The following is a 24,577-nucleotide window of genomic DNA, read 5'->3' as shown; positions in this document are numbered from 1 at the left end:
CACCCGCCGGGCCAAGGCGGTCAACCGCCCTCGCACTGATCAGTCAGCGTTGGCCGTATCCTTTCAGTTTCTCCACTACGTGCTCGATTTCCGCTGGCGGCAACAGATTTGGCGCACCGGCGGACCGAGCCGCCAGCCACACCTGGCAGACCCATTCCAATTGCTGGGCCCGGCTGTACGCGCTCGACAGCGAATCGCCGAAGGTAATTGTGCCGTGGTTTGCCAGGAGGCAGCCTCGGCGGGCCTCTAGAGCTTGCAGCATGGCGTCGGCGAGTTCGGTGGTGCCGTAAGTGGCGTACGGGGCCACTCGGGCCGTGGGGCCGATCGCCGCGAGCATGTAGTGGATCGGCGGGACTTCGGTGACCAAAGTGGACACTGCGGTGGCGTGCACGGAATGCGTGTGCACGACCGCGTTCACCGGGGCGGACTCCGGGTCGGTGGCGCGGGTGTACACGGCCAGGTGCATCGGAAGTTCGCTCGTCGGTTTCAGCGCACCGTCGGCGAGCTTGCCGTCGAGGTCCACCACGGGGATGTCGGCGGGCGTCAGCGCGGCGTAGTCGACGCCGGTCGGGGTTACCGCCACCAGATCGCCTGACCGCGCGGAGACGTTGCCCGACGTGCCGACGACTAAACCGTCCGCGGTGAGACGGCGGGCGTACTCGCATACTGCGGCACGTTCGTTTTCCAGGATCATTCACAGCCTCCACAGTCCGCGCGCGGCAGACAGGGAAGCCTGATAATCGGCGTAACCGCGCTCGTAGTCAGCCACATTCTCGGGCCGGGCCTCGACCGTTCGCGAGTTGGCGGCCCAGCGGTCCCGATCGTACGGCGTGCCCAACGCGGCCGCGGCGGTGAGCACGGCACCGCGGGCGCCGACGCCGGGATCGCTCGGGATCACGACCGGACGGCCGAGTACATCGGCGAAAATCCGCAGCCATTCCGGCGAACGAACTCCGCCGCCGCAGGCGTAAAGCTGTCCCGACAAACCAGCTGCGTCAAAGCAATGCCGTGCGGCGTAGGCGATCGACTCGCAGAGCGCTCGCACCAGGTCAGCCCGTCCGGTTTCCAGGCTCAGCCCGGAGAACTGCGCTCGCGCTCCAGCGTCGACGAAGGGCGCGCGTTCGCCGGAAACCGAGAGGAACGGCAGCGCGCGGACTCCGCGAGCGCCTGGTTTGCTGCTCGCCAGCAACGGGTCGATTTCCTCGACGCGGATGCCCAGCAACTGGCAGGCCCAATCGATGCCAGCCGTGCCAACCATCGCGGGCATGGCGTGCAGGTACTCGTGTTCGTCGGGCGTGCACAGGAACATGCCCGCCGGTTCCGCTTCGGGATCGAACGTCGGGTCGGAGGTGAGCACCTGACAGGCGAGCGTGGTTCCGGCGGTGAGAATGCCGTCGCCCGGTTTCCGTACGCCAGCACCGATCGCGCTGGCTGGCAGGTCGAAAGGTCCGGCGGTTACTGGCAAACCCTTTGGCAAGCCCAGCAGGTCGGCACCGCGCTGGTTCAGCTGGAAGACCGACTTCGGCGGCGCTGGTGTCGCGAATAAGGACCGGCGATGTCCCAGCCCGCAGGCCTCGATCGCGCCGTCATCGTAGCTGCGGGTGGCCGGGTTCAGGAACGGCAGCGACGCGTCCGAAACGTCGACGGTGATCTCGCCGGTGAGCCGTTGCAACACCGCGTCCACGCAGTATCCGGCCACCGCGGCACGATCGAGCACCTCGGGTTCATGACTGTCCAAATAGGACATTATGGCAGCGGTGCAGCCGGGGAACATGCCGGAACCAGTACGGCGGAAGACTTCCGCGGTCACCCCGTCGGCCTGCCACTTCGCGAGCACCGTGTTCGCCCGGCCGTCGAGCCACGAGATGGCCGGGTGCACCGCAGTGCCCGCCTCGTCCCTCAGCCAAAGCCCGTCGCCCTGCCCGGTCAGCGCCAACGCGGACACCGGCTCGGGCAGCGCGGCCGCGACCTCGCGCACCACCGTCGCGACCGTCCCGACGACCTGATCGAGGTCCTGCTCGACCCGGCCGCCCGGAAGGTGGTGCACCTCGGACGGCGTGCACGCGCTCGCGATGGAACTGCCGTTGTCGTCGAACACCACGGCCTTGGTGAGCGACGTCCCGATATCGACCCCGACAATCACGGCCGTCGCTCCAGCACCTCAGGATTCGCGAGGTTGGCGAGCTGCTCACCGCGGGCGTACCGGCCGACTTCCGCGGCGACGATCGCGGCCGCCCGTTCAGCCGTCTGCTTGCTGGCACCGGCGAGATGCGGGGTCGCGACCACGTTGGGAGCATCGCGCAGCGCCCAGTCCGCCGGGGGCGGCTCGACGTCGTAGACGTCGAGAGCGAGCGCGCCGAGCCGGCCGGAGCGCAGCGCGTCGGGCAGCGGCGCGTAGTCGAGCAGGCCGCCGCGAGCGGTGTTCACGAGGACCGCGCCCTCGGGCAGGAGGGCGAGTTTGCTCGCGTCGATGAGGTGCCGGGTTTCTTCGGTGAGCCGCGCGTGCAGGCTCACGACCCGGCTCTGCCGGAGCAGTTCGTCGAGCTCGACGAGCTGTGCGCCATCGGCCGCTACCGCGTCGCGGTCGGCATACGGGTCAGCCACCAGGACATTCGCCCCGAACGCGACAAGCACCTTGGTGACCCGGGACCCGATCGCGCCGTATCCGACGAGCCCGACCGTGGTGCCGCCCAGCTCCAAGCCGGCCTGGTCGTAGGCGTAGTAGTCGCCGCGCCAGGTGCCGGCGAGAAGCTCGGCCGAAGAGGTCGAGATCCGCCGCATCGCGGCGAGGATCATGCCGACCGCGAACTCGGCCGCCGCGCCCGCGTTGCGCCCCGGCGCGTAGGTGACGGCGACCCCGGCCTCGGTGGCGGCGGCGAGGTCGACGTTCACCGGCCCGCCCCGGCACACCGACACAAGCTTGAGCTCGGGCGCGGCGGCGAAGACCTTCTTGGTGAACGGAGCCATCTGCGTGACGACGGCTTCGGCACCGGCGAGTGCCTCGATCACCTGGTCCTCGGTACCGCTGGCCTCCAGCACGTTGCCGACCGGCCCGAACGGCTCGACCGGCCACGGCAGCGTCAGCTCGGCGACCTCGTGGTCGCCGCCGAGTTCCGCGCGGACGGCTCCGGCCAGCAGGCCGGGGCTGACGAAGTGGTCTCCCGCAGCGAGAATGTGCAACTCTGCTCCCTCACTCGCTCTGTGCCGATTGTGCGCCACGACGGACGCCTAGGTCAGTGGGCGTTCTCGTATTCGGTGATGTGCGCGACCTTGGTCGCGCTGGCCGACTCCGGGTCGAACCGGTATCCGACCCATTCGGCCACGATCTTCTTCGCCACCTCAGGGCCGATCGCGCGTGCGCCGAAGGTGATCACCTGGCAGTCGTTCGATTTGATCGACCGCTCGGCGGAGTACGAATCGTGCGCGACCGTCGCCCGCACGCCGGGCACCTTGTTCGCCGAGATCGCCATGCCGATGCCGGTGCCGCACACCAGGACGCCGCGGTCCGCTTCACCGCGGGCGATCGCTTCCGCCGCGGCCAGCCCCAGCAACGGGTACGCCCGGTCGTCCGCCGCGTCGGGCACGCCGAGGTCGGTCACCTCGGTGACTCGTTCGTCGGCCCGCAGCAGGTCGCGCAGCTGATTCTTCAGTTCCACCCCGGCGTTGTCCGCCGCCACCACGATGCGCATCAGTCCGCGCTCCTTTCCAGCTCCTCGCCGACAGCCGTGACCAGCAGCGAGAACGACACCGCACCGGGGTCCGAATGACCCTCGCTCCGTCGCGCGAGCCGCGCCGCGCGTCCCTTCGCCGGACGCAGCTGCGCGGTCTCCCGCGCGGCCACGACCGCGGCTCCAGCGGCTTTCCGCCAGGCCTGCACTACCGTCGAGCCGGTCTGCTCCCGCAGCGTGGCCCGAAACGGCTCGATCGCGTCGAGCATGGTCTTATCGCCCAGTTCGGCCTTGCCCAGCTCGCAGAACGCACGAACCGCACCGTCGACCGCGTCGGCGAGCATCGCCGTCGTGATGTCCTCAGCTGCGACACCGCGCAGACCCGCACCGGTTTCCGCCAGCAGCACGCCATACAGCGCGCCCGAGGCACCGCCTGCCGCATCGGCGAACGCGGTACCGGCAGCCAGCAGCGCGCCGGAAACCGTGTCCGGCGCGCGCCGCGCGGCGGCGACAGCGGCGCGCATCCCGCGGGTCATGCCGAGCCCGTGGTCGCCGTCCGCGGCCACCGCGTCGAGCCTGCCCAGTTCGGCCTCGTTCTCCTCGATGCTGCGCAAAGCCGCGGTGAGAACCCGATCGACCACACTGGTTCCCGGAGCCTCCGCGGTCAGCAATTCGTCCACTGTGGACTCAAGTTCGACCGCGGTCAGCACGGCACCGCTAGTGCGGTAGCCCGGGGTGTCGCACGGCGCGGCGTACAGTTCTGCCAATTCGTCGTCCAGCACCAGGATCGACAGCGAAACCCCGGCCATGTCGAGTGAAGTGACGAACTCTCCGACCTCGGAATGCACTGGGCTCAGCCCGGCCTGGGCCAGCCGTTCGTGCACGCGGGTGTAGGTGACGAACATTTCCTCGTACTTGGTGCGGCCAAGCCCGTTCACCAGCACGACCACCCGGCCGTCCCCGGCCGGCAGCTCCGGCAGGAGACCGTCGACCAGTTCGTCCGCCAGCTCCGCCGCGGACAGCCGGCCCACTGTGCGCACGCCCGGTTCGCCGTGAATTCCGAGGCCCAGCTCCATTTCCTGGTCCGCGACGGTGAACAGGGGCGCGTCCGCGCCGGGCAGTGTGCAGCCGCCGAACGCGACGCCGAACGTCCGCGTGCGAGCGTTCGCCTTCGCCGCGACCTCGTGCACAGCGTCGAGGCTGTATCCGCGTTCCGCCGCCGCGCCCGCGATCTTGAAGACCAGGAAGTCGCCCGCCACCCCACGGCGTCGCTCCGGCTCTGTCGCCGGGCCGCTCGCGATGTCGTCGGTGACCAGGATGGTGCGGCTCTCGATGCCTTCCGCGGCCAGCCTGCGCGCGGCGAGTCCGAAGTGGAGCACGTCGCCTTGGTAATTGCCGAAACCGAAGAGGACACCAGCGCCGTTGTCCGCCGCCCGCGCCGTGCGGTAGACCTGCTCGGCACTCGGGCTCGTGAACACGTCGCCGACGACCGCACCGTCCGCCAGGCCAGGCCCGACGAGCCCGGCGAACGCCGGGTAATGCCCGCAACCGCCGCCGATCACCACCGCGACCTTCGGGCTCGCCGGAGCCTCGCGGCGAACGACGCCGTAGGCGTCCGGCACCTTCTGCACCGTGCGGCCGTACGCGGTGACGAACCCGTCCAGCCATTGCCGTTTGAACGTGTCCGGGGAACCCAGGGTGGTCATGGTTCAGTCCTTCGCAGCCACCGGCTCGCCGGCCAGGTAGGCCAGGAGCTTCAGTCGGACGTCGTCATTGCTCTCGGCCACCGCGCTGGCCAGCTCCAGCGCGTCCGGCTTCGGCGGGTACGTCGGGTTCGGCAGCGCGATCACGGTGAGCCCGGCCGCGGCCGCCGCCCGGATGCCGTTGCTGGAGTCCTCGACTCCGAGGCATTCGCTGCCGGATTTGCCGAGCCGGGCAGCCGCCTCCAGGTACACGTCCGGGCTCGGCTTGCCCCGCGCGACCTCGGCGCTGGACACCGTCGCGGTGAATTCGCCGGTGAGCTGGTGCTTTTCGAGCACCGCATCGATCACCCGGCGAGCCGCGGACGACGCGAGCGCGACCGGCACCCGCTCGCTGACCTCCCGCACCATCGCACCCGCACCGGGAAGCAACGGCGCTTCGCCCGCGTCGATCGAGGCGATCATGCCGTCGACCACCGCGCGTTCCACCTCGGCCGCCTGATCCGGCACCCCGCACCGGCGGGCGAGATAGCCAGCCCATTCTGGGGCGCTCATGCCTTGCACCGAGGCCGTGTCCTCCGCCGTCCACTCGACCTGGTGACGAGCGGCGAAAGCGACCCAGTTCTCCTCCCAGAGGTGTTCACTTTCCACCAGGACACCGTCGAGGTCGAACACCACCGCGTCGAGCGTCATCCACCAGATCCCTTCAGAGAGCGAGCCCGTTTCACACGAGCAATGTTAAGTTAACAGTGAGATTGAGAAGTTTGCAAGGGTGTTCACACAAGGAGGGCACGAGTGGGCGCACGGCTGCTGCTGGCCAGGCACGGGCAGACCGAATGGCACGCGGAGAACCGGTACGCGGGCACCAGCGAGGTCGCCCTGACCGAGGAAGGGCTCCGGCAGGCGGACGCGCTGGCCGCGTACGCCCGCCGGGTGAAACCGGACGCATTGTTCTGTTCGCCGCAACGACGCGCCCAGCGCACGATCGAACCCGCGGCCGAGACCCTCGGCCTGGTCCCGGAAATCGTCACTGACCTGCGGGAAACCTATTTCGGGATCGCCGAGGGCCGTACCCGCGACGAGGTGCACCAGACCGACCCCGCCGCGGTCGAACGCTTCCTCGCCGATCCGATCGCCGGCGCGTTCCCCGGCGCCGACGATCCGGCCGAAGCGGCCGAGCGCGGAGCTCGCGCGATCCGGGCGATCGCCGCCGCGACCAGCGGAACCGCCCTGGTCGTCGCGCACAACACGCTGCTGCGGCTCACGCTCTGCCAGCTGCTCGGCATCCCGCTTTCCCGCTACCGCAGCGTGTTTCCCCGCCTGGACAACGCGGCCGTCACCGAACTGGAGGTGAGCGGTGACCGAACTGCCCTGGTGCGATTCAACCTCCCAGTGGAACCGCGATAATCACGGCATGTCGAGCGAAAAGCCTGCCGCCCACCCCCGCGAGAACCGTCAGCAGAGGCTGACCGAGCACGTGTTCCGGCAGGGTTCGGCGACCATCGGCGAGCTCGTCGACCTGCTCGGCGTCAGCATGATGACGGTGCACCGGGACATCGACGAACTGTCCCGGCGCGGACTGGTCCGGAAGTACCGCGGCGGGGTGTCGGCGATGCCCTCGACAGTGTTCGAGAGCAACGCTGAATACCGGATGAACGCGCATGTCGACGCCAAACGGGTGATCGCGATGCACGCCGTGGAGCAGGTCGAACCCGGCATGTCGGTGCTGCTCGACGATTCCACGAGCGCTCTCGCGCTGGCCAAGCTCCTGGTGGAGGTGACGCCGCTGACCGTCGCCACGAACTACCTCGCCGCGATCGACGCGCTCAAGAACGTGCACGAACTACGGCTGATCTGCATCGGCGGCGACTACTCGCCCACTCATGATTCGTTCCTCGGCATGCAGAGCATCGAGTCGATCGAGCGGCTCTCGGTGGACATCGCGTTCGTGTCCACCTCGGCGATGAGCACGTCGATGACGTTCCACCAGGAGCCCGAGATCGTGATGATCAAGCGGGCGATGCTGGCCAGCGCGCGGCACAAGGTGCTGCTGATGGACCACAGCAAGATGAAGCGCACGGCATTGCACCGGCTCGCGCCGCTGGACGACTACGACCTGCTGATCGTGGACGAGGACACCGATCCGCACTACGTCGACGAGCTGCGCAGCCGGGTCGAGGTGCAGGTCGCCGAAGATCCCGACCACTGATCGACTTAATAACACTCTTGCGTGCGAAGTTCACACGGTCCATGATACGTTCGATCTCGACGTCATGGAGGCGTGTATGAACGAGTCGGCAACAGCGGAGTTGCCCAAGTCGGGCTTCGGGCGCTTGCTCACGAAATGGGGGCTGCCCGCGCCCCTGTTCCTCGGGTATGTCGGACTGCTCCTGTTCATGATCGGCGACGGAGTGGAGTCCGGCTTCATCGCGCCGTACATGGCGGACAACGGCGCGGGCACGGAAATCAAAGCGTCGTACGTGATCACCGTGTACGGCGTGGCCGTGATGCTGGCGTCGTGGCTCTCCGGCGCGCTGTCCGAACTGTGGGGACCGCGCCGGGTGATGATCATCGGCCTGGTCATCTGGCTGGTGTTCGACGCGTTGTTCCTGACGCTCGGCCTCGCCGGCGGGAACTACGCGGCGATGCTGGTCTGCTACGGCATTCGCGGGTTCGGCTATCCGATGTTCGCGTTCGGATTCCTGGTGTGGATCACCGCGGTCGCCCCAGTCGCCCGGCTCGGCGCGGCGGTCGGCTGGTTCTACTTCGCCTTCACCGGCGGCCTTCCCACGCTGGGCGCGCTCGTCGCAAGCTTCACCAACCCGCTCTTCGGCCACTACGGCACGTTGTGGGTGGCGGTCGTGCTGCTCGGCGTCGGCGGCCTCGTGGCGGTGCTCGGCGTCCGGCAGCGCACGGGATATCGCCGGCTCGCACCGCCGGACGTGAAACCGGTGCAGAGCTTGGTTTCCAGCGTCTCGATCGCGTGGAAGAAACCTCGGGTCGGCGTCGGCATGATCGTGCGGATCATCAACACCGCGCCCGAATTCGGCATGCTGGTGTTCTTCCCGACGATCTTCATCTCCCAGATCGGGTTCGGGGAAAGCCGCTGGCTGCTGCTGGTGTCGGTGATTTACGGGACGAACATCTTCTTCAACCTCATCTTCGGCGTGCTGAGCGACCGGATCGGCTGGCGCACCACGATTTTCTGGTTCGGCGCGATCGGCTGCGCGATCTCGATCCTGCTGCTGTACTTCGTGCCGGTGGCGATGGGCTCGCAGTATTACTGGCTCGCGCTGATCGTCGGCGCGCTCTACGGCGCGACGCTCGCCGGGTTCGTGCCGATCTCCGCGCTGCTGCCGTCGCTGGCCCCAGAGCACAAGGGCGGCGCGATGGCGTTGCTGAACCTCGGCGCGGGTGCCGCGGCATTCGTCGGACCGGCGATCGTGTCGCTGTTCCTCGGGCCGGCCGGTGCCGCCGGGGTGGTCATCATCTTCGCCGCGCTGTACCTGGTAGCCGCGGTTCTGGTGCGGTTCTTGAAGCTGCCGGCGGAAACCGAGAAAGCACTCGCGAACGACGGCAGTTTGCAAGATGTCGAAGAGAGGGTCAGCACGGCGTGAACGAGCAGGTCTCGGTCGGCATCGACGTCGCCACCGCGGGGGTTCGCGCCTTCGCGGTGCGCGGCGGCTCGGTCCTCGCCACCGCGTCGGCGTCGCTGCCGTCGCCGGTGCGCGCGGACGGTGGCCGCAGCGAACAGGATCCGTCGACGTGGTGGCCCGCGGTCGGTTCGGTGCTGAGCGAGGTCACTGCCGCGCTGCCCGGACGCGGTGCGGAAGTCGCGGCGGTGGCGATCGCGGCGACGTCCGGAACGATCGTCGGAGTCGATGCCACCGGCGAACCGGTGACCCCCGCGCTGATGTACGACGACCGGCGCGGCGCGGATTACAACGCGAAAGCCGCGGAACTCGGCGCTGGACGGTGGCGGAGACTGGGTTCGGGCGTCTCCCCGACCGCCGCGCTCGGCCGGATCGCCTGGCTGGCCGAGCACACCGAGGCGGTCGCCATCCGGCACACGCCGGAAGTGATCGCGGCGAAACTGACCGGACATCCAGTCGCGGCGGACTGGTCGCACGCACTGAAAAGCGGCTACGACCCGTTGACTGAGGAATGGCCGTCCGAGGTATTCGCCGGATTGGGCGTGCCAGACGGGATGCTGCCGCATGTGGTCGCCCCGACGAGCGTGCTCGGCGAGATTTCGGTGCCTACGGTCGGATTGCCCGCTGGATGTCTCGTGGTGGCGGGCATGACGGACGGATGCGCCGGACAGCTGGCCGCCGGTGCGATCACACCGGGGCGTTTTGTAGGGATTCTCGGGACCACGTATGTCCTGAAAGGCGTCACGGAATCCTTGGTGCCGGATCCCACCGGAGTCATGTACAGCCACCGCCATCCAGATGGCTGGTGGTTGCCCGGCGGCGCTTCGAATACCGGTGGCGAGTCCGTTTCGGACAGTCCAAGGCTGGCCGAGCTGGATGCCGCCGCCGCTGCCCGCGGACCGGCCGACGTAGTGGCATTCCCGTTGCGGCGCAAGGGAGAACGATTCCCCTTTGCACACGGCGACGCGGAAGGTTTCGTCCTCGGCACTCCGGCCGACGAGGCCGAGTTGCATCGGGCTCGACTGGAGGGAGTCGCCTTCCTAGAGCGGCTCGCGCTCGACCACCTGCGACGCCTGGGCGTCCCGGTCCGCGACCCGCTCCTCGCCGCGGGCGGCGGAAGCAAGAGTCCTTTATGGACACAGATCCGGGCCACGGTGAGCGGGCTCGGACTGCAGGTGGCACCGCAGGCAGAAACAGGATACGGCGCAGCACTCCTCGCGGCGGCGGGGTGCACGCCAGGCGGACTGAGTGCGGTGTGCGAGAGGATGCCGACGGGGTCGCTAGTCGAGCCGGACCCCGGGGAAGCGGCGGCGATGTTGGCTTCGTATCAACGGTTCTGTCGCGAGTTGCGGGACCGCGGCTGGATTGACGACGAGCTTTTCGCGGTGGCGGCGGGGTGATGCGGTTGAGGACGTAAGCGGACCGGAAATCACTGTGGGTCTTGAGCGACTGACAGGGCCTTGCGGGACGACGGAGATTCCGTCAGTCATGCGCGATCTCGACAGACAGCCAGACCACCGGCGAGACCGCGAAATGGCGGCTTTGCCGGACGAAGCCGAGCCAGCGAGGTACGTAGCGAACTGGGGCGAGTCGAGGCTTCTCCGCCGAAGCCCGGGCCAGCCAGATCCGGCCGAACTGCGGCAAATCGAGATTCCCCGCCAAAGCCGGACCGGCTGGGCGCGTAGCGAGCTGCGGCAAGCTGAGACTTCCTCCGAGGGTCGAGTCAACTCGGCCCGCGTGAACTGCGGCAAGTTGAGACTCCCCGCGAAAGCCGGGCCAGCCCGATCCTTAGCTGGCCGCGGCTAGCCGAGATGTCCCTGCGGAAGTCGGGCCAGCCAAGTCCGTAGCAGGCTGCGGCACGCTGAGGCTTGCGACAACAAGGCTGGTCCGGTGGGGCCAAACGACTACGAACGACCTGCGCGGGGACGACCGGGGCGGCGGCCGTTTCCGTTGCCGTTGCGAGAGGACTGCGGTCCCGACTGCTTGGCGCTTTGCGATGAGCCTGCGGGTGGCTGGGCGTCCGGAGTCGCAGTGGGGCGTGGGGTCGGCTGGGGCAGGGCTGGTGCGGATGTGCCAGTTGACGAAGGGGCGTCGGTCGGCGAGGCAGTTGAGGACTGCGCAGACGCGTCAGTCGACGAAATCGGTGAAGGAGCAGCAGTCGGCGCAGGGGCGAGAGTCTGGGAGCGGGTGTCGTTCGGTGCAGGAGCGGGACCGGGGGCGGCAGTTGCGCCAGCGGTTTCCTCTTCCTGCGAGCCGAGGAAGCGCAGTGCCTCCTGGACGGCCTCGTTGGTGGCGGCGATCCGGTCGGCGACCTTGGTGCGCAGGTCCAAGGCCAGGGCGCGCGATTCGGTGGCTTCGGTTTGCTTGTGGAGAGCGTCCGCGAGGGCGGTTTCTGCCTGCGCCTTCTTGATGGCGATCTCTTCCGACGCTCGACGGTCGGCCTCGGCCCGGGCTTGGACAGCGGCTGCTTCCGCGGCGGCGTCAGTCTCGGCGCGGAGTCGGGCGGATTCCTCATCGGCGGCTCGGCGGGCGGCTTCGGCCGCGGCGTCTGCTTCTGCGCGGGCCTGGGCGGCGGCTTCGTCGGCTTCGGTGCGGACGCGGAGGGCTTCGGCGTCCTTCTCGTCGCGGATGCGGCGGGCTTCGGCGTCGGCGGCTAGGCGGGCGTGCTGTGCTTCGGCATCTGCCTTGGCTCGGGCTTCGGCTGCGGCTTCGTCGGCCTGGGTGCGAGCGGCGAGGGCGGCCTGATCGGCCTCGGCGCGGACTGCTGCGGAAGCCTGATCCGCCTCCGCACGAGCGCGGTCGGCGGCTTCGGTGCGGGACGCGATTTCGGCGTCGGCTGCGGCGGTACGGGAGGTGATGTCCTCATTAGCCGCGGCGGTGCGAGCGGCGATGTCCGCGTCGGCGGCGGCCGTGCGCGTCGCGATGTCCGCGTCGGCCGCAGCGGTACGGGTGGCAATGTCCTCGTTAGCAGCGGCCGTGCGGGTAGCGATTTCCTCATCAGCCGCAGCGGTACGCGTGGCAATGTCCTCGTTAGCAGCGGCCGTGCGGGTAGCGATGTCCTCATCAGCCGCAGCGGTACGGGTAGCGATGTCCGCTTCCGCCGCAGCCATCCGCACTTCCAGATCCGCCTGTCGCTCGGCCAGATCCTTCTCCGCGGCCGCGACTCGGGCGTCCAGGGCCTCCGAGCGTGCGGCCAAGTCGGCGTGGGTTTCCGCGAGCAGGCGCTGTCGTTCCGCTTCTGATTCTTTGGCCGCTTTGTCCGCTGCCCGTTGGGTTTCGTGGGCGTAGCGGTCGGCTTCGGCGCGGGTTGAGGTCGCGTCCGCTTCCGCGGAGCGGCGCAGGTCGGCGATTTCCTCCTCGGCCAGTTGCACCATCATCCGCACGCGTTCGGAGATCGCGCCGGCGCCGGCGGGGCTTGAGGTGACGCGGACCAGCGCCGCCTTTGCTTCCGACAGTTCTGCCTGGGCCGTGGTCAGTGCTTTCGTGAGTTCGCCTGCCGTGGCCACCGCCTCGTCACGGCCGTGGGAGGTCGTGGTGAGTTCGCTGGTCAGCTGGGCGATGCGGGCGTCGACCTGATGAGGGTCGTATCCCTTCCGGGTAACAGCGAAGGCGGGGTGCTGCGGCTTCTCGAGCGCGACCATCGGGCCACCTTAGTGAGCGGAGCACGTGCGGCACGTACCGCCAAACGGCTGTATTACGAAGCGCGAAACCCGACGTCACGCATGGCATCCTGTCCCCTCGACCTATCGCGCGGGCGAACGGGGCAGACGCATGGACCTTTCAGCCATCGCCGCCGATCTTGCCGCGCACTGGCACGTCTACGCGACCATGCCGTTCATCGCGGCGCTCATCGGTTACCTGACCAAACGCGTCGCGATCGAGATGATGTTCCGGCCGCTCGAATTCCGCGGCATCCGGCCCATCTTCGGCTGGCAGGGCGTCATTCCGGCCAACTCCCGGCGGATGGCCACCACCGCGGTCGATCTGCTCACCAAGAATCTGCTCGACCCGCGCGAGGTCTTCGCCCGGCTCGATCCGGAGGAAATGGTCGCACAGCTGGAAGAACCGCTGTTGAAGGCAGTCGACGAGGTCACCCGCGAGGTGTTCGAGACGTATCAGCCGCGATTGTGGGAATTGCTGCCCGCGCGCGCTCAACAACTGCTGGTGGACCGCGTTCGCGCGCAGGCACCCGAGGTCGTGAAGCGGCTGATGCGGGAAGTGGCGTCGAATGTGGACGAAGTGCTCGACGTCAACGACATGCTGATCAACGCCATGGTCCGGGACAAATCGCTCACCTGCCGGCTGATCCGCGAGGTCGCCGCGCCCGAGTTCCGGTTCATCGCGCGCAGCGGGATCGGCTTCGGGTTCGTCATCGGGCTCGTCCAGCTCATCGCGTGGGCGTTGACGAAACAGCCGGTGATCATGCCGGTCTTCGGTTTCGTCACGGGCTTCGTCACAGACTGGCTCGCGCTCAAAATGATCTTCTACCCGCGCCAGCCGCGCCGGTTCTTGTTCTTCACCTGGCAGGGCATGTTCCAGAAACGCCGCGCGCAGGTCGCTGCGGACTACGGGGCGTTGATCGCGGAGGAAGTCCTCACCGCGGGGAACGTGCTGGAAGCCGTGCTCACCGGACCGCGGGCGGACAAGCTGTTCGCACTGGTCACGCGGGAGGTTCAGCGGACCGTCGACGCGCAGGCCGGGTTGGCGAAACCGCTGGTCGCGCTGGCTGTCGGTGGACGCGAGTACCAGCAGATGAAGCAGGCCGCCGCGGAGAAGGCCATCGCGTATCTGCCGGAAACCGTGAAGCACGTCGAGAGTTACGCGACCGACGCGCTCGACGTCCGCAACACCATCGTCGACAAGATGCGGCAGCTGACGCCGCTGGAGTTCGAGGGCATTCTGCGGCCGGCGTTCAAGCAGGACGAGTGGAAGCTGATCGCCGTGGGCGCGGTCATCGGCGGGCTTGTCGGCGAACTGCAGGTCCTGCTCTTGCTCCACTGAGGCGCGGGTTACCGTTCCGGTGAGCGACACGGAAGGGACGCGCGTGCACACTTTCGCCGAGCACTGGCCGGTGTACGTCTCCATGCCGTTCATCGCGGCGCTGATCGGCTACGTCACCAAACGCGTCGCCATCGAGATGATGTTCCGCCCGCTCGAATTCCGCGGCATCCGGCCGTTCCTCGGCTGGCAGGGCGTGCTGCCCGCGAACGCCGAGCGGATGGCCACCACCGCGACCGAAATGCTCACCACCAACCTCGTCGATCCGCAGGAGATCTTCGCCCGGCTCGACCCGGAGCAGGTCGCGAAGGAGATCGAAGAGCCGCTGCTGCGCGTGGTCGAGGACGTCACCCGCGAGGTGATGGAGACCTATCAGCCGCGGCTGTGGGAAATGCTGCCGTCCGGCGCGCAGCAACTACTGCTGAAACGAGTGCAGGCCGAGGCGCCGCGGGCGATCACGAAGATCATGCGCGAGATTTCCCGGAACATCGAGGACGTGCTCGACCTCAAGCACATGGTCGTCACGAACCTGGTGCGCGACAAGGCTTTGCTGAACCGGCTGATCCGCGACATCTCGCGGCCGGAAATGCGGTTCATCGCGCGGTCGGGCATCTGGTTCGGGTTCATTCTCGGCTGCGTGCAACTGCTGGTCTGGTCGCTGACGAAGTCGCCGATCGTGCTGCCGCTGTTCGGGCTCGGGATCGGCTGGCTGACCGACTGGCTCGCGCTCAAAATGATCTTCCTGCCGCGCGAGCCGAAACGGTTCTTCGGCTTCTACGCCTGGCAGGGCGTGTTCCAGAAGCGCCGCGACGAGGTGGCCGCCGACTACGGCGACATGATCGCGCGCGAGATCATCACGGTGCCGAATCTGCTGGAAGCCGTGCTGCGCGGGCCGAAAGCCGACCGGCTGTTCTCGCTGATCAGCCGCGAGGTGCAGAAGACGATCGACGCGCAGGCGAGCGTCGTGAAGCCATTCGTCGCGATCGCGGTGGGCACGAAACGGTTCCAGGAAATGAAGCAGGTCGCCGCCGCGAAAGCCGCCGAGCGGGTGCCGGACACCATCCGGCACGCGGAGACGTACGCGATCAACGCGCTCGACGTCCGCAACACGATCGTGGAGCGGATGCGCCGGCTCAGCCCGCTCGAATTCGAGCAACTCCTGCGGCCCGCGTTCCGGCAGGACGAATGGAAGCTGATCGCGGTCGGCGCGGTGATCGGCGGGCTCGTCGGCGAACTGCAGGCGTTGCTGCTTCTCGGATGATCACACGGTCTCGCCCCTCAGCCGGGGGTGTGGCGGGGCGGACGCGGAGTGCTCGCGCGATACGGTTTCCTTCCGGAACGGGGGGAGGGAGACCCGGTGGACGCGGTGCTGGACGATCTCGCGCGGCACTGGCCGGTGTACGTCTCCATGCCGTTCGTCGCGGCGCTGATCGGCTACGTCACCAAACGCGTCGCCATCGAGATGATGTTCCGCCCGCTCGAGTTCATCGGGATCCGGCCGTTCCTCGGCTGGCAGGGCGTGGTGCCGAAGCACGGCGGCCGGATGGCGGCGATCGCGACCGAACTGCTCACCGCGAACCTGCTCGACATCAAAGAGGTCTTCGCGCGCGTCGACCCGGTGATCATCACCCGCGAGCTCGAGCAACCGCTGCTGCGCACGGTCGACGGGATCGCCCGCGACGTGCTCGAACAGCATCATCCCCGGCTGTGGGAGGTCATGCCCACGCTCGCCCAGGAACTGCTGATCAAACAGGTGCAGGCCAGTGCGCCGCAGCTGGTGCGGGAGTTCCTGGACGAGGTTCGCGACAACCTGGACGAGGTCCTCGACGTCCGGCACATGACGGTCGAACGGCTCACCCGCGACCGCGCGCTGCTGGTGCGGCTGATCCGCGAAACGTCCCGGCCGGAGATGACGTTCATCGCGCGCGCCGGGATCGTCTTCGGCTTCGTGCTCGGCCTGATCCAGGCCCTGGTGTGGGCGTTCACCCGGCAACCGCTGGTGCTGCCGATCTTCGGCGGCGCGATCGGGCTGTTCACCGACTGGCTGGCGATCAAGATGATCTTCCTGCCACGCGAGCCGGTACGGCTGGGCCGGGTCATCCTGCAGGGCAAGTTCCAGCGTCGGCGGGCCGAGGTGGCGCGGCAGTACGGCGAACTGATCGCCAATGAGGTGCTGACCGTCCCGAACCTGCTCGACGCCCTGCTGCGCGGTCCGAAGTCGGACCGGCTCGTGGCGATGGTCGAACGCGCCGTCGGGCACGCGGTGGACGCGCAGGTCAGCGCCGCGAAACCGGTGGTCGCGCTCGCCGTCGGGTCCCAGCGGTTGCAGGAGATGAAGCACGCCGCGGCACAGCGGGCGCTGGCCGAGCTGCCATTGACCGCGCGCTACGCCGAGGGCTACCTGACCGAGGCGATGGACGTGGCGAAGATCGTGGAGCAGCGGATGCTCGCGCTGACGCCGCTGGAGTTCGAAGGGTTGCTGCGGCCGGCGTTCCGGCAGGACGAATGGAAGCTGATCGCGGTCGGCGGTGTGATCGGATTCCTCGTCGGCGAACTGCAAGTCCTGCTCATGCTCGGCTGATTTTTCGGTGGTTGTTCGCGCCGGGCTCACTCGAACTGACTAATCTCAGTGGCGTGTCCGAGCCACCGCAGCTGCCCGCCGTCCACGAGGCCTACCTGCCCCGCGAGCACGCGCTGCATCGCCCGCGGCACGGCAAGCGGCAGCTGACCGCGCTGGTCAGCGCGTTGCTGTTCTTCGTGACGCCCACCCTGCTGTGGGTCGTCGGGGTGCGGCCGAGCGAGATCGAAAACCACAAGCTCGCGGGGTTCCCCAGCCTCGGCGAGGGGTTCGGGTTCTTCACCAATCTCCCCAAATGGGCGACGGACCAGCTGTCGTTCCGAGCGGGCGCCATCAACGCGGCGAACGGGATCAGCGAGGGCGTCTTCGGCGAGGCCGCGCCGCTCGACCAGGGTTCGGCGTCGAACAACGGCCCGATCCCCGCCCCGCCGCTGCAGCAGCCGGGCGCGCCGAACACGGGTCCGTCGCTGCCGAGCGGACCGGGTTCGAGCCAGGCCGGATACCGCAAGGTGGTCCAGGGCACCGACGGCTGGCTGTACTACGGCTACGACTCCGAAGCGAAGTGCACGCCGGCCCAGGACATCGACACCACGATGAAGCGGATCGACGAACTGCGCGCGGCGGTCGAGTCGTCCGGCCGGAAGTTCGTCTTCGTGGTGACGCCGGACAAAACGACGATGGTGCCGCAATTCCTGCCCGCGAGTTACCCGGGCAAGGAGTGTTCGCAGGCCGCCTCGCCGAACGACTGGTACAAGATCACCACCGAAGGCCACTCGCTCGACCTGCGCCCGCAGCTCGCCGCCGAAGCGGCCCGAGTCGGGCACCCGATCTACGCCCCGAACGACACGCACTGGCGCGACGAAGGCGGCCTCGTCCTGACCCGCGCCCTCGCCGAAAAGATCAAGCCAGGCACCACGAACAGCTGGCTGAGCGCCCCGGACGGCCAGTACGACGCGGTCGCGGACCTGCCGCTGCTGCTCGGCCAGACCGGCGTCAAGTCGAACACCCGGTACAACCTGCGCCCGGACGGCGTCACCGACCGCGCGGGGGAATTCGTCGCGAGCATCGACCAGCCGGTGCACCGCTCGGCCCCGCCGATCGTCGGCACGATCGACCAGCCGACCCTGGTCTACGGCGACTCGTTCAGCCTCGCGTCGTCGCGATATCTGGAGGCGGCGTTCACGAACCTCACGTACCTGGCGTATTCGACGGACAAGACGCCGCAGTCGCAGGCGGTGGACCAGTTCGTGAACTCGCACGTGGTGGTGTTGCAGGCGGTGGAGCGGAACGTCTCGGGCGGGCTGGTGCCGTTCACCGACGAGGGCTTCATCGCGGCGGTGAAGGCGGCGTTGGCGCAGCATCCGATCCGCTAAGGGGCGCGTGGGCTCGGCGGTGCGCCAGGAGGTCTGCCAGGTGTTGGTCGCTCCACTCACGCATGGCGTCGATGACCGGCAGGAGGCTGCGGCCGAGGCCGGTCAGCTCATAGGTGACGTGGGGCGGGTTGGCCTGGTGGTCGGTGCGGGTGACGAGACCGTCGCGGATCATGTCGCGCAGGGTTTCGGTCAGGACCTTGGCGCTGCTGGCTCCTACGGTTTGCCGGAGTTCGCCGAAGCGCCGCGGTCCGTCGAGCAACGCGACGACGACCATTCCGGTCCACTTCCCGCCGACGTGGAAGGGGAAAGCGGCCATCGGGCACGCCGGGTCCATCCGGGCTTCGGCAGTCATCCCCGCTGGCCTCCGGTTTCGTTGAAGTAACCAGTTTTCCGTCGATACCGTCCAGCTCATGGTGCCCGAACAGCGAAACAGTCCGCTCGTCGTTTTCGGTGCTGGCGGCCGCGCCGGGCGCGCCGTAGTCGCCGAGGCACTGCGTCGCCGACGTCCGGTGCTCGGAGTGGTTCGCGACCCGGCGCGGCATCCCGAACTCGGTGACGACGTCCCAGTCGTCGCGGGCGATCTGACTGATTCGGACAGCCTCGCGACCGTGCTGCCCGGCGAGGTCGCGGCGCTGGTGAACGCGGTGACACCGTTTACGGCCCCGCCGGAATCGTTCGAAGACTTCGATCCCGACTACTTCGTGCGGCTGGTCAAGAACCTCGCTCGGTCCGCACGAGGATCCAGAGTGATCGAAATCGGTCTCGCCGCGACACTGCGCACCGCCAATGGCCGACTGTTCGAAGACCCCGCGACCTTCCCGGCTTTCCTGCGCCCCTTCGCCGAAGCGCGGATGAAGGGCCTGAGCGCTTGGCGAGAACAAGCCACAGTGGACTGGCTGGTCATCACACCGCCACCCGGGTTATCGCTCGAAGCACCGGTGACCGGCGAATACCGGCTCGCGGACGACGTGCTCGACGCCCAGGCAGCGAACATCCCGTTGTCCTACGCGGATTTGGCGAAAGCCGTCCTCGACCAAATCGACCGGCCGACCTTGTCTCGTCGGCAGGTGGCCGTCTACCGCTAGCCGACCGGAACCGGGGCCGCTTCCACCGGGCTGGTCCGCACGCCGCGCCGCCGGTCGCGGACCCACGCGATCACCCGGCAGACCAGGTAGATCAAGAACGAAATCGAAGTCACGAACGCGCTCACCGGCAGTCCCGGGGCCAGCGACAGCACGATCCCGCCCAGCGCGGCCACCTCCGCGAACACCACCGACAGCACCGTGGCGCGCAGCGGGCTGGCCGTCACCCGGGCAGCGGCCGCGGCGGGGGTCACCATCAACGCGACCACCAGCAGCGAGCCGACCACCTGCACGCTCAACGCCGTCGCGACCCCGACCAGCAGGGAAAACAGCACCGTCAGCGTCTTGACCGGGACGCCGCGCGCCTCGGCGACCGCGCGGTCGACGCTGGCGAACAGCAGCGGGCGGTAGATCAGCGCGAGCACTGCCAGCACCGCGGCGGCGGAGATCGCCAAGGCGGTCAGGTTCGTGCTGTCCACCGTGATGATCTGACCGGTCAGGATGCCGAACTTGTTCGCGGACCGTCCTTTGTAGAACGACAGCAGCAGTACGCCCATGCCCAAGCCGAAGGACAGGATCACGCCGATCACCGAATCGCGGTCGGCGTCGCGGATGCCCAGGATTCCCAGCAGCAGGGCGGCGGCAACGGCACCGGCCAGCGCGCCGTACTCCACGCCGACGCCCAGCAACAGCGCGCCGGCCGCACCGGTGAAGGCCAGTTCCGACGTGCCGTGCACCGCGAAGGACATGCGGCGCATCACGATCAGCGGGCCGAGCACCCCGGCCAGCAAGCCGAGCACCGCGGCCGCGATCAGCGCGATCCGGACGCTGTCCAGTTCCGCGATCAGCTCCCACGTCTTGGCGAAGTCGAACATGCCGTCCAAGGCTCAGCCCACTGCTTCCTGCTCGTGGTGATGCGGTTGGTCCTCGCACAGCGCGCTTTGCGCACCGGCGATGTGGATCTGACCGCCGACGCGCAGCACCTCGATCTTCGTCCCGTACAGATCCGACAGCGTCTCCGAGGTCATCACCTCGTCCGGCTTGCCGATCCGGAACTGGCCGTTCACCAGGTACAGCACGCGGTCGACGAACTGCAGCACCGGGTTGATCTCGTGCGTCACGAACAGCACCGCGGACCCGGCCTCGCGCCGGCGGGCGTCGATCAATTCGCTCACCGCGCGTTGGTGTGCCAGGTCCAGCGACAGCAGCGGTTCGTCGCACAGCAGCACCGTCGGATCGCCGACCAAGGCCTGCGCCACCCGCAGCCGTTGCTGCTCGCCGCCGGAAAGCCGGCCGACCGGCTGCTTCGCATACCGCGTGCCGCCAACCGATTCGATCACCGACGCCACGCGGCGTTTCCGCGCGCGCATTCCGGCCAGCCCCGGGCCCCAGCGGTGGCCGTCGAGTCCGAGGCCGACCAGGTCGACCCCGCGCAGCGTGAGCGAATCGTCGATCGCGCGCTGCTGCGGGATGTAGCCGACCTTGCGGTTCGCCCCTCCCGGACGGCCGCCGGCGATTTCCACCGTGCCCGCCGAAAGCGACTGCATGCCCAGCAACGCCTTGAGGAAGCTGCTCTTGCCGGAACCGTTCGGGCCGAGGACAGCCAGGAATTCGCCCGGCTCGACGTCCAGGTCCAAACCGGACCAGAGGGTGCGGTCGCCGAAGGCGAGCCCGGCCCCGCGCACGCGGACCGCGGGGCCGGCATCGGGAAGCTGGACGGACATCAGCTGTTCAGAGCCCCCGACAGCGCGTCCACATCCTTGGTCATCCAGTCAATGTAGCCCGTGACGTTCGCCGGGAGCGTCTCGGATACGTCGACCACCGCGACTCCGGAGGCCTTCGCGTCGGCGACCGCCTGCTTGGTCAGCGGGGTGACCGTCTGCACGTTGTTGACCAGCGCCTTCACCTGCTTCTCCTTGATCAGCTTGGTGAACTCGGAAACCGCCGCGGCGGGCACGTCGGTCTCGTTCTCGATCGCGTCGGAGAACGCCTTCGGGGTGGCGTCGCCGATGTTCGCGGTCTTCAGCAGGTAGTGCGCGACCGGTTCGGTGACGACCACCTTCGTGTTCGGGTGCGCGGTGCCCAGCGCGGACGCCTTCTTGATCAGGCCGTCGAGCTGGCCCTTGAAGGCCTTGGCGTTTTCGTCGAACTTCTGCTTCGACGCGGGCTGGATCTCGCCGAGCGCGGCCGCGACCTGGTCGGCGACCTTCTCGACGCCCGGCAGGTCGTACCAGACGTGCTCGTTCTCCTCACCCGGCTTGGCGATGTCATAGGCGACCAGCTTCTTCGCCGAAGCCGCCTCGCCGGACAGCTTGGTGAAGAACTGGTCGTATCCACCGCCGTTGGCCAAGGTCAGCTGCGCCTTCTTCGCGGCGAGCGCGTCGTCGGCGGTGGACTCGTACGAGTGCGGGTCGGCCGACGGATCGTGGATGATCGACGTGACCTGCACTTTGTCGCCTCCGACGGCGGACACGACGCTGCCCCAGACATCGGTGGAGGCGACGACCTTCACCTGATCGCCCGTTCCCCCTCCCGCCCCGGAACCGGTCGAGGACGACGTGCTGGAGCACGCGCCGAGCGCGAACACAGCCAAAGCCGACGCGGCGGCGAGAACGCTCGTGGTGCGGCGGGAAGTCATCGGGCACTCCTGGGTCGTACTGCTAATGGAAACCGTTGTCAGATTCACTTTACCCCATCCGAACGGCGAGTCTCACTCCACCGGGTGGCCGTACCCCTTCTTGATCACCCAACGGATCGAGACACTCACCACAGGGGTGTCGCTTCTGGAAAACGATCTGAACCGTTACGGTTTGCGGATGGGCCGTCCTATTCGCACCCGGAGGCAGGCGACATTGGCGTCGCTCGCGGCGGAACTCGGGGTGTCCAGGACCACCGTGTCCAACGCCTACAACCGCCCGGATCAGCTGTCCCCCGAACTGCGCCGCAGGGTGCTCGAGACCGCGCGGCGGCTCGGCTACCCCGGACCCGACCCGGTCGCGCGCTCGCTGCGCACCCGGAAAGCGGGCGCGGTCGGACTGCTGCTCACCGAGAACCTGTCCTACGCCTTCCGCGACCCGGCCGCCGTCGGCGTGCTCGAAGGGCTCGCGCTGGCCTGCGAGGACGCGGGTGTAGGCCTGCATCTCGTGCCGGCCAGCCCTGGTCGCGAGGACCTCGCCGCGGTACACCGCGCGGGCGTCGACGGGTTCGTCGTGTACTCCGTGCCGGACGACGATCCGCATCTCGCGGCCGTCCTGGAGCGGCCGGTGCCGACGGTGATCATCGACCAGCCCCGGATCGAGGGCGTGGACCGCGTCGGCCCGGATGACGCGGCCGCTGTGACGCAGCTCGCCGACCATCTGGTGGCGCTCGGCCACCGTCAGATCGGCGTCCTGTGCATGCGGCTCGGCCGCGAGCGCAACGACGACTTCGTGACCTCCGAACGCCAGAGCGGCGCGCATTTCCACGTGCAGCGCACCCGGCTGGAAGCGCTGGCGACGGCGTTTTCCTCGGCGGGCGTCGACTGGGCGACCGTGCCGGTGGTCGAACGCTTCGACCACACGGTGGACGACGGCGCCTCCGCCGCGCGTCAGCTGCTCGACGCGTATCCGCAGGTCACCGCATTGGTGTGCACGTCGGACATCCTCGCGCTCGGTGCGCTGGCCGAGGCCGCGCGCCGCGGGCTGCGGGTGCCGCTCGACCTGACGGTGACCGGGTTTGACGGTATCGCCGAGGCGGAGCGCTCCGGGCTCACGACGGTGCATCAGCCGGTACTGGAGAAGGGCAAGGTGGCCGGGCGGCTGCTGCTCAGTTCCGCCGAGCGGGTCGGGCCGAAGGTGATCACCTTGCCGACTGAGCTGCGGGTCGGAAGGACGTCGGCACCGCCGCGGACGGTCGAGGAGCCTTGGTTCGGCGGCTGAGGTCGTGAGTGGCGATCGCGGTGAGAACCGTGATCAGCACCCCAGCCTTTGCCGTGATTTCCCGCCCACCGCATTGTGCGGGTGGCCGCTGCCCGGTTCCATGAGCGGAACCGCCCGTGTCCCGCGGGGAAGCGCAGGCCGAAAGGTGCCCCATGACCTCCATCGACGTGCTGCTCAAGCGTAATCAGGAAATCGGGAACATCGTTCCCGGCGACCGGTCCTCTCCGAAGCCGTCGCTGCAGATTTCGATCCTGACCTGCATGGACGCCCGGATCCGGGTGTTCGAGATCTTCGGCCTGCTGCAGGGCGAGGCGCACGTGCTGCGCAACGCGGGCGGAGTGGTCACCGACGACATGATCCGGTCGCTCGCGCTCAGCCAGCGCAAGCTCGGCACCCGCGAGGTGCTGATCGTCCAGCACACCGACTGCGGCCTGTCCACGGTCACCGAGGACGAGTTCAAGGACGAGCTGGAGTCCGCCACCGGACTGCGGCCGACCTGGGCGGTCGAGGCGTTCCGCAAGGTCGAGGACAGCGTGCGCACCTCGATGGAGCGCGCCCGGCGCAGCGACTTCCTCCTGCACAACGACAACGTGCGCGGATTCGTCTACGACGTGAAGGCCGGGAGCCTGACCGAGGTCAAGTAAGCGCCCTCGTATTCAATGGTGGGGTGGCGCTAGACACCGATGTTCTGATCGATTGGTTCGCCGAGGTCGGCCGGGACCTGCCGTGGCGGGAGCCGGACTGCTCGGCCTGGGGCGTGCTGGTCAGCGAAATCATGCTGCAGCAGACGCCGGTTTCGCGCGTTCAGCCGATCTGGCTGGAGTGGATGGCTCGCTGGCCGGTGCCCTCGGCGCTGGCGGCGGAGACCACCGGCGAGGTCGTGCGAGCGTGGGGCAAGCTCGGCTACCCGCGTCGGGCGCTTCGGCTGCACGCCGCGGCCACCGTCATCGCTCAGGAGCACGGCGACGTCGTGCCGTCCGATGTGGACACGCTGCTCGCGTTGCCCGGCATTGGCGCGTACACGGCGCGCGCGGTAGCGGCGTTCGCGTACGGCAAGCGCGCGCCGGTGGTGGACACGAACGTCCGACGGGTGGTCGCGCGCGCTGTTCATGGTGCGGGAGACGCTGGTCCGGCGTCGAACACCCGCGACATGGCGGACGTCGAAGCGTTGTTGCCCGCAGAGGACGCTCCGGCGGCGAAGCTGTCCGCGGCGTTGATGGAGCTGGGTGCGCTGGTCTGCACCGCCCGGTCGCCGAAGTGCGCGGACTGCCCGATCTACGCCGAATGCAAGTGGCAGCACAACGGCCGTCCCGAATACGCCGGTCCGGCGAAGCCGGTGCAGAAGTTCGCCGGCACCGACCGGCAGGTGCGCGGGCTGCTGCTGGACGTCCTGCGCGGTGCCGAGGGACCGGTCGAGAAGGCCCGGCTGGACCTGGTGTGGCACGAATCCGGCCAGCGCGACCGGTGCCTGGATTCGCTGCTCGTGGACGGTCTGCTGGAGCAAACCCGCGACGGGCTCTTCGCACTTCCCGGGGAACACTGACGCACTACGACGAAAGTCGGCAAAAAGTTGTCACCCCCTGGTCGGCGGGTTAGATTTTCCCGTCG

24 protein-coding genes are annotated in these 24,577 nt (G+C 68.4%); 12 read left to right on the top strand and 12 right to left on the bottom strand.

Translation table 11 applies throughout. The features are described from left to right. Positions 1–43: 43 nt before the first annotated feature. Genes ACZ63D_RS31775 through ACZ63D_RS31750 form a run of 6 tightly spaced genes read right to left on the bottom strand, consistent with a single transcriptional unit; the run spans position 44 to position 6,061 of the window. Positions 44–694 (bottom strand): class II aldolase/adducin family protein, encoded by a 651-nt coding sequence (locus tag ACZ63D_RS31775; RefSeq protein WP_465358040.1) that lies wholly within the window; start codon positions 692–694, stop codon positions 44–46. Continuing rightward, on the bottom strand, positions 695–2,143 hold the full coding sequence (locus ACZ63D_RS31770) for an FGGY family carbohydrate kinase (RefSeq protein WP_465358039.1): 1,449 nt from the start codon (positions 2,141–2,143) through the stop codon (positions 695–697). It lies immediately after the preceding gene. Continuing rightward, a complete protein-coding gene (locus tag ACZ63D_RS31765; protein ID WP_465358038.1) occupies positions 2,140–3,180 on the bottom strand; it encodes a 2-hydroxyacid dehydrogenase in 1,041 nt (346 codons plus the stop codon). Before ACZ63D_RS31765 ends, ACZ63D_RS31770 begins: the two co-directional genes overlap by 4 nt. Before the next feature lie 53 nt (positions 3,181–3,233). Continuing rightward, entirely contained in the window at positions 3,234–3,689 is a 456-nt protein-coding gene (locus ACZ63D_RS31760; RefSeq protein ID WP_465358037.1) for a ribose-5-phosphate isomerase, read from the bottom strand. Beyond that, positions 3,689–5,374 (bottom strand): dihydroxyacetone kinase family protein, encoded by a 1,686-nt coding sequence (locus ACZ63D_RS31755; protein WP_465358036.1) that lies wholly within the window; start codon positions 5,372–5,374, stop codon positions 3,689–3,691. The genes ACZ63D_RS31760 and ACZ63D_RS31755 overlap by 1 nt, the downstream gene beginning before the upstream one ends. A 3-nt stretch (positions 5,375–5,377) precedes the next feature. Continuing rightward, the gene (locus ACZ63D_RS31750) at positions 5,378–6,061 is read right to left on the bottom strand and encodes an HAD family hydrolase (protein ID WP_465358035.1); all 684 of its coding nucleotides are present in this window, start codon (positions 6,059–6,061) and stop codon (positions 5,378–5,380) included. A gap of 102 nt (positions 6,062–6,163) precedes the next feature. Here ACZ63D_RS31750 and ACZ63D_RS31745 point away from each other — a divergent pair, with 102 nt between their 5' ends. The 4 genes from ACZ63D_RS31745 (at position 6,164) to ACZ63D_RS31730 (ending at position 10,421) form a co-directional block, all read left to right on the top strand. After that, entirely contained in the window at positions 6,164–6,775 is a 612-nt protein-coding gene (locus ACZ63D_RS31745; protein ID WP_465358034.1) for a histidine phosphatase family protein, read from the top strand. A gap of 7 nt (positions 6,776–6,782) precedes the next feature. Next, a complete protein-coding gene (locus ACZ63D_RS31740; protein WP_465358033.1) occupies positions 6,783–7,577 on the top strand; it encodes a DeoR/GlpR family DNA-binding transcription regulator in 795 nt (264 codons plus the stop codon). Between the two features lie 76 nt (positions 7,578–7,653). After that, entirely contained in the window at positions 7,654–8,985 is a 1,332-nt protein-coding gene (locus ACZ63D_RS31735) for an MFS transporter (RefSeq protein ID WP_465358032.1), read from the top strand. Next, a complete protein-coding gene (locus ACZ63D_RS31730) occupies positions 8,982–10,421 on the top strand; it encodes an FGGY-family carbohydrate kinase (RefSeq protein WP_465358031.1) in 1,440 nt (479 codons plus the stop codon). Before ACZ63D_RS31735 ends, ACZ63D_RS31730 begins: the two co-directional genes overlap by 4 nt. An 82-nt stretch (positions 10,422–10,503) precedes the next feature. Here ACZ63D_RS31730 and ACZ63D_RS31725 read toward each other — a convergent pair whose 3' ends face one another. Continuing rightward, on the bottom strand, positions 10,504–10,719 hold the full coding sequence (locus ACZ63D_RS31725; RefSeq protein WP_465358030.1) for a hypothetical protein: 216 nt from the start codon (positions 10,717–10,719) through the stop codon (positions 10,504–10,506). Positions 10,720–10,925: 206 nt separating this feature from the next. After that, complete coding sequence (locus ACZ63D_RS31720) at positions 10,926–12,662, bottom strand: coiled-coil domain-containing protein (RefSeq protein WP_465358029.1); 1,737 nt, start codon at positions 12,660–12,662, stop codon at positions 10,926–10,928. Positions 12,663–12,792: 130 nt separating this feature from the next. Between ACZ63D_RS31720 and ACZ63D_RS31715 the strand changes: the two genes are divergently transcribed. From ACZ63D_RS31715 to ACZ63D_RS31700, 4 genes are all read left to right on the top strand, one after another. Beyond that, a complete protein-coding gene (locus tag ACZ63D_RS31715) occupies positions 12,793–14,022 on the top strand; it encodes a DUF445 family protein (protein WP_465358028.1) in 1,230 nt (409 codons plus the stop codon). An 82-nt stretch (positions 14,023–14,104) separates the two neighbouring features. Next, positions 14,105–15,280 carry a DUF445 family protein gene (locus ACZ63D_RS31710; protein WP_465358182.1) on the top strand — a complete coding sequence of 392 codons (1,176 nt, stop codon included), beginning with the start codon at positions 14,105–14,107 and terminating at the stop codon, positions 15,278–15,280. A gap of 96 nt (positions 15,281–15,376) precedes the next feature. Continuing rightward, positions 15,377–16,600, top strand: coding sequence for a DUF445 domain-containing protein (locus ACZ63D_RS31705; protein ID WP_465358027.1), 1,224 nt, complete (start codon positions 15,377–15,379; stop codon positions 16,598–16,600). A 53-nt stretch (positions 16,601–16,653) separates the two neighbouring features. Further along, on the top strand, positions 16,654–17,970 hold the full coding sequence (locus tag ACZ63D_RS31700; protein WP_465358026.1) for an alginate O-acetyltransferase AlgX-related protein: 1,317 nt from the start codon (positions 16,654–16,656) through the stop codon (positions 17,968–17,970). Here the strand turns inward: ACZ63D_RS31700 and ACZ63D_RS31695 are convergent. Continuing rightward, the gene (locus ACZ63D_RS31695; protein ID WP_465358025.1) at positions 17,924–18,322 is read right to left on the bottom strand and encodes a winged helix-turn-helix transcriptional regulator; all 399 of its coding nucleotides are present in this window, start codon (positions 18,320–18,322) and stop codon (positions 17,924–17,926) included. The two genes, ACZ63D_RS31700 and ACZ63D_RS31695, sit on opposite strands and share 47 nt — an antisense overlap. Positions 18,323–18,380: 58 nt before the next feature. On the opposite strand from ACZ63D_RS31695, the gene ACZ63D_RS31690 reads away from it, so the two are divergent. Continuing rightward, on the top strand, positions 18,381–19,055 hold the full coding sequence (locus ACZ63D_RS31690; RefSeq protein WP_465358024.1) for an NAD(P)-dependent oxidoreductase: 675 nt from the start codon (positions 18,381–18,383) through the stop codon (positions 19,053–19,055). Here the strand turns inward: ACZ63D_RS31690 and ACZ63D_RS31685 are convergent. Genes ACZ63D_RS31685 through ACZ63D_RS31675 form a run of 3 tightly spaced genes read right to left on the bottom strand, consistent with a single transcriptional unit; the run spans position 19,052 to position 21,690 of the window. Continuing rightward, on the bottom strand, positions 19,052–19,936 hold the full coding sequence (locus ACZ63D_RS31685; RefSeq protein ID WP_465358023.1) for a metal ABC transporter permease: 885 nt from the start codon (positions 19,934–19,936) through the stop codon (positions 19,052–19,054). The genes ACZ63D_RS31690 and ACZ63D_RS31685 overlap by 4 nt on opposite strands. A 3-nt stretch (positions 19,937–19,939) precedes the next feature. Further along, positions 19,940–20,776, bottom strand: a complete 837-nt coding sequence (locus tag ACZ63D_RS31680) for a metal ABC transporter ATP-binding protein (protein WP_465358022.1) — start codon at positions 20,774–20,776, stop codon at positions 19,940–19,942. Continuing rightward, a complete protein-coding gene (locus ACZ63D_RS31675) occupies positions 20,776–21,690 on the bottom strand; it encodes a metal ABC transporter solute-binding protein, Zn/Mn family (protein WP_465358021.1) in 915 nt (304 codons plus the stop codon). Before ACZ63D_RS31675 ends, ACZ63D_RS31680 begins: the two co-directional genes overlap by 1 nt. 178 nt (positions 21,691–21,868) lie before the next feature. Here ACZ63D_RS31675 and ACZ63D_RS31670 point away from each other — a divergent pair, with 178 nt between their 5' ends. The 3 genes from ACZ63D_RS31670 to ACZ63D_RS31660 all read left to right on the top strand — a co-directional run bounded on the left by ACZ63D_RS31670 (position 21,869) and on the right by ACZ63D_RS31660 (position 24,512). After that, complete coding sequence (locus tag ACZ63D_RS31670; RefSeq protein ID WP_037809317.1) at positions 21,869–22,969, top strand: LacI family DNA-binding transcriptional regulator; 1,101 nt, start codon at positions 21,869–21,871, stop codon at positions 22,967–22,969. 152 nt (positions 22,970–23,121) lie between these two features. After that, a complete protein-coding gene (locus tag ACZ63D_RS31665) occupies positions 23,122–23,613 on the top strand; it encodes a beta-class carbonic anhydrase (protein ID WP_465358020.1) in 492 nt (163 codons plus the stop codon). A gap of 23 nt (positions 23,614–23,636) precedes the next feature. Beyond that, on the top strand, positions 23,637–24,512 hold the full coding sequence (locus ACZ63D_RS31660) for an HhH-GPD family protein (protein ID WP_465358019.1): 876 nt from the start codon (positions 23,637–23,639) through the stop codon (positions 24,510–24,512). Positions 24,513–24,577 lie beyond the last annotated feature (65 nt).

The organism is Amycolatopsis sp. NPDC104775, from assembly GCF_055583325.1.
This window is presented reverse-complemented; position numbering and strand designations above follow the sequence as displayed.

What these genes read in the sequence shown, in the direction of transcription:
- ACZ63D_RS31775 (WP_465358040.1), bottom strand. Translation starts at nt 694, where the DNA reads ATGATCCTGGAAAACGAACGTGCCGCAGTATGCGAGTACGCCCGCCGT.
- ACZ63D_RS31760 (WP_465358037.1), bottom strand. Translation starts at nt 3,689, where the DNA reads ATGCGCATCGTGGTGGCGGCGGACAACGCCGGGGTGGAACTGAAGAAT.
- ACZ63D_RS31755 (WP_465358036.1), bottom strand. Translation starts at nt 5,374, where the DNA reads ATGACCACCCTGGGTTCCCCGGACACGTTCAAACGGCAATGGCTGGAC.
- ACZ63D_RS31750 (WP_465358035.1), bottom strand. Translation starts at nt 6,061, where the DNA reads ATGACGCTCGACGCGGTGGTGTTCGACCTCGACGGTGTCCTGGTGGAA.
- ACZ63D_RS31740 (WP_465358033.1), top strand. Translation starts at nt 6,783, where the DNA reads ATGTCGAGCGAAAAGCCTGCCGCCCACCCCCGCGAGAACCGTCAGCAG.
- ACZ63D_RS31735 (WP_465358032.1), top strand. Translation starts at nt 7,654, where the DNA reads ATGAACGAGTCGGCAACAGCGGAGTTGCCCAAGTCGGGCTTCGGGCGC.
- ACZ63D_RS31720 (WP_465358029.1), bottom strand. Translation starts at nt 12,662, where the DNA reads ATGGTCGCGCTCGAGAAGCCGCAGCACCCCGCCTTCGCTGTTACCCGG.
- ACZ63D_RS31715 (WP_465358028.1), top strand. Translation starts at nt 12,793, where the DNA reads ATGGACCTTTCAGCCATCGCCGCCGATCTTGCCGCGCACTGGCACGTC.
- ACZ63D_RS31710 (WP_465358182.1), top strand. Translation starts at nt 14,105, where the DNA reads ATGCCGTTCATCGCGGCGCTGATCGGCTACGTCACCAAACGCGTCGCC.
- ACZ63D_RS31695 (WP_465358025.1), bottom strand. Translation starts at nt 18,322, where the DNA reads ATGACTGCCGAAGCCCGGATGGACCCGGCGTGCCCGATGGCCGCTTTC.
- ACZ63D_RS31690 (WP_465358024.1), top strand. Translation starts at nt 18,381, where the DNA reads ATGGTGCCCGAACAGCGAAACAGTCCGCTCGTCGTTTTCGGTGCTGGC.
- ACZ63D_RS31680 (WP_465358022.1), bottom strand. Translation starts at nt 20,776, where the DNA reads ATGTCCGTCCAGCTTCCCGATGCCGGCCCCGCGGTCCGCGTGCGCGGG.
- ACZ63D_RS31675 (WP_465358021.1), bottom strand. Translation starts at nt 21,690, where the DNA reads ATGACTTCCCGCCGCACCACGAGCGTTCTCGCCGCCGCGTCGGCTTTG.
- ACZ63D_RS31670 (WP_037809317.1), top strand. Translation starts at nt 21,869, where the DNA reads ATGGGCCGTCCTATTCGCACCCGGAGGCAGGCGACATTGGCGTCGCTC.
- ACZ63D_RS31665 (WP_465358020.1), top strand. Translation starts at nt 23,122, where the DNA reads ATGACCTCCATCGACGTGCTGCTCAAGCGTAATCAGGAAATCGGGAAC.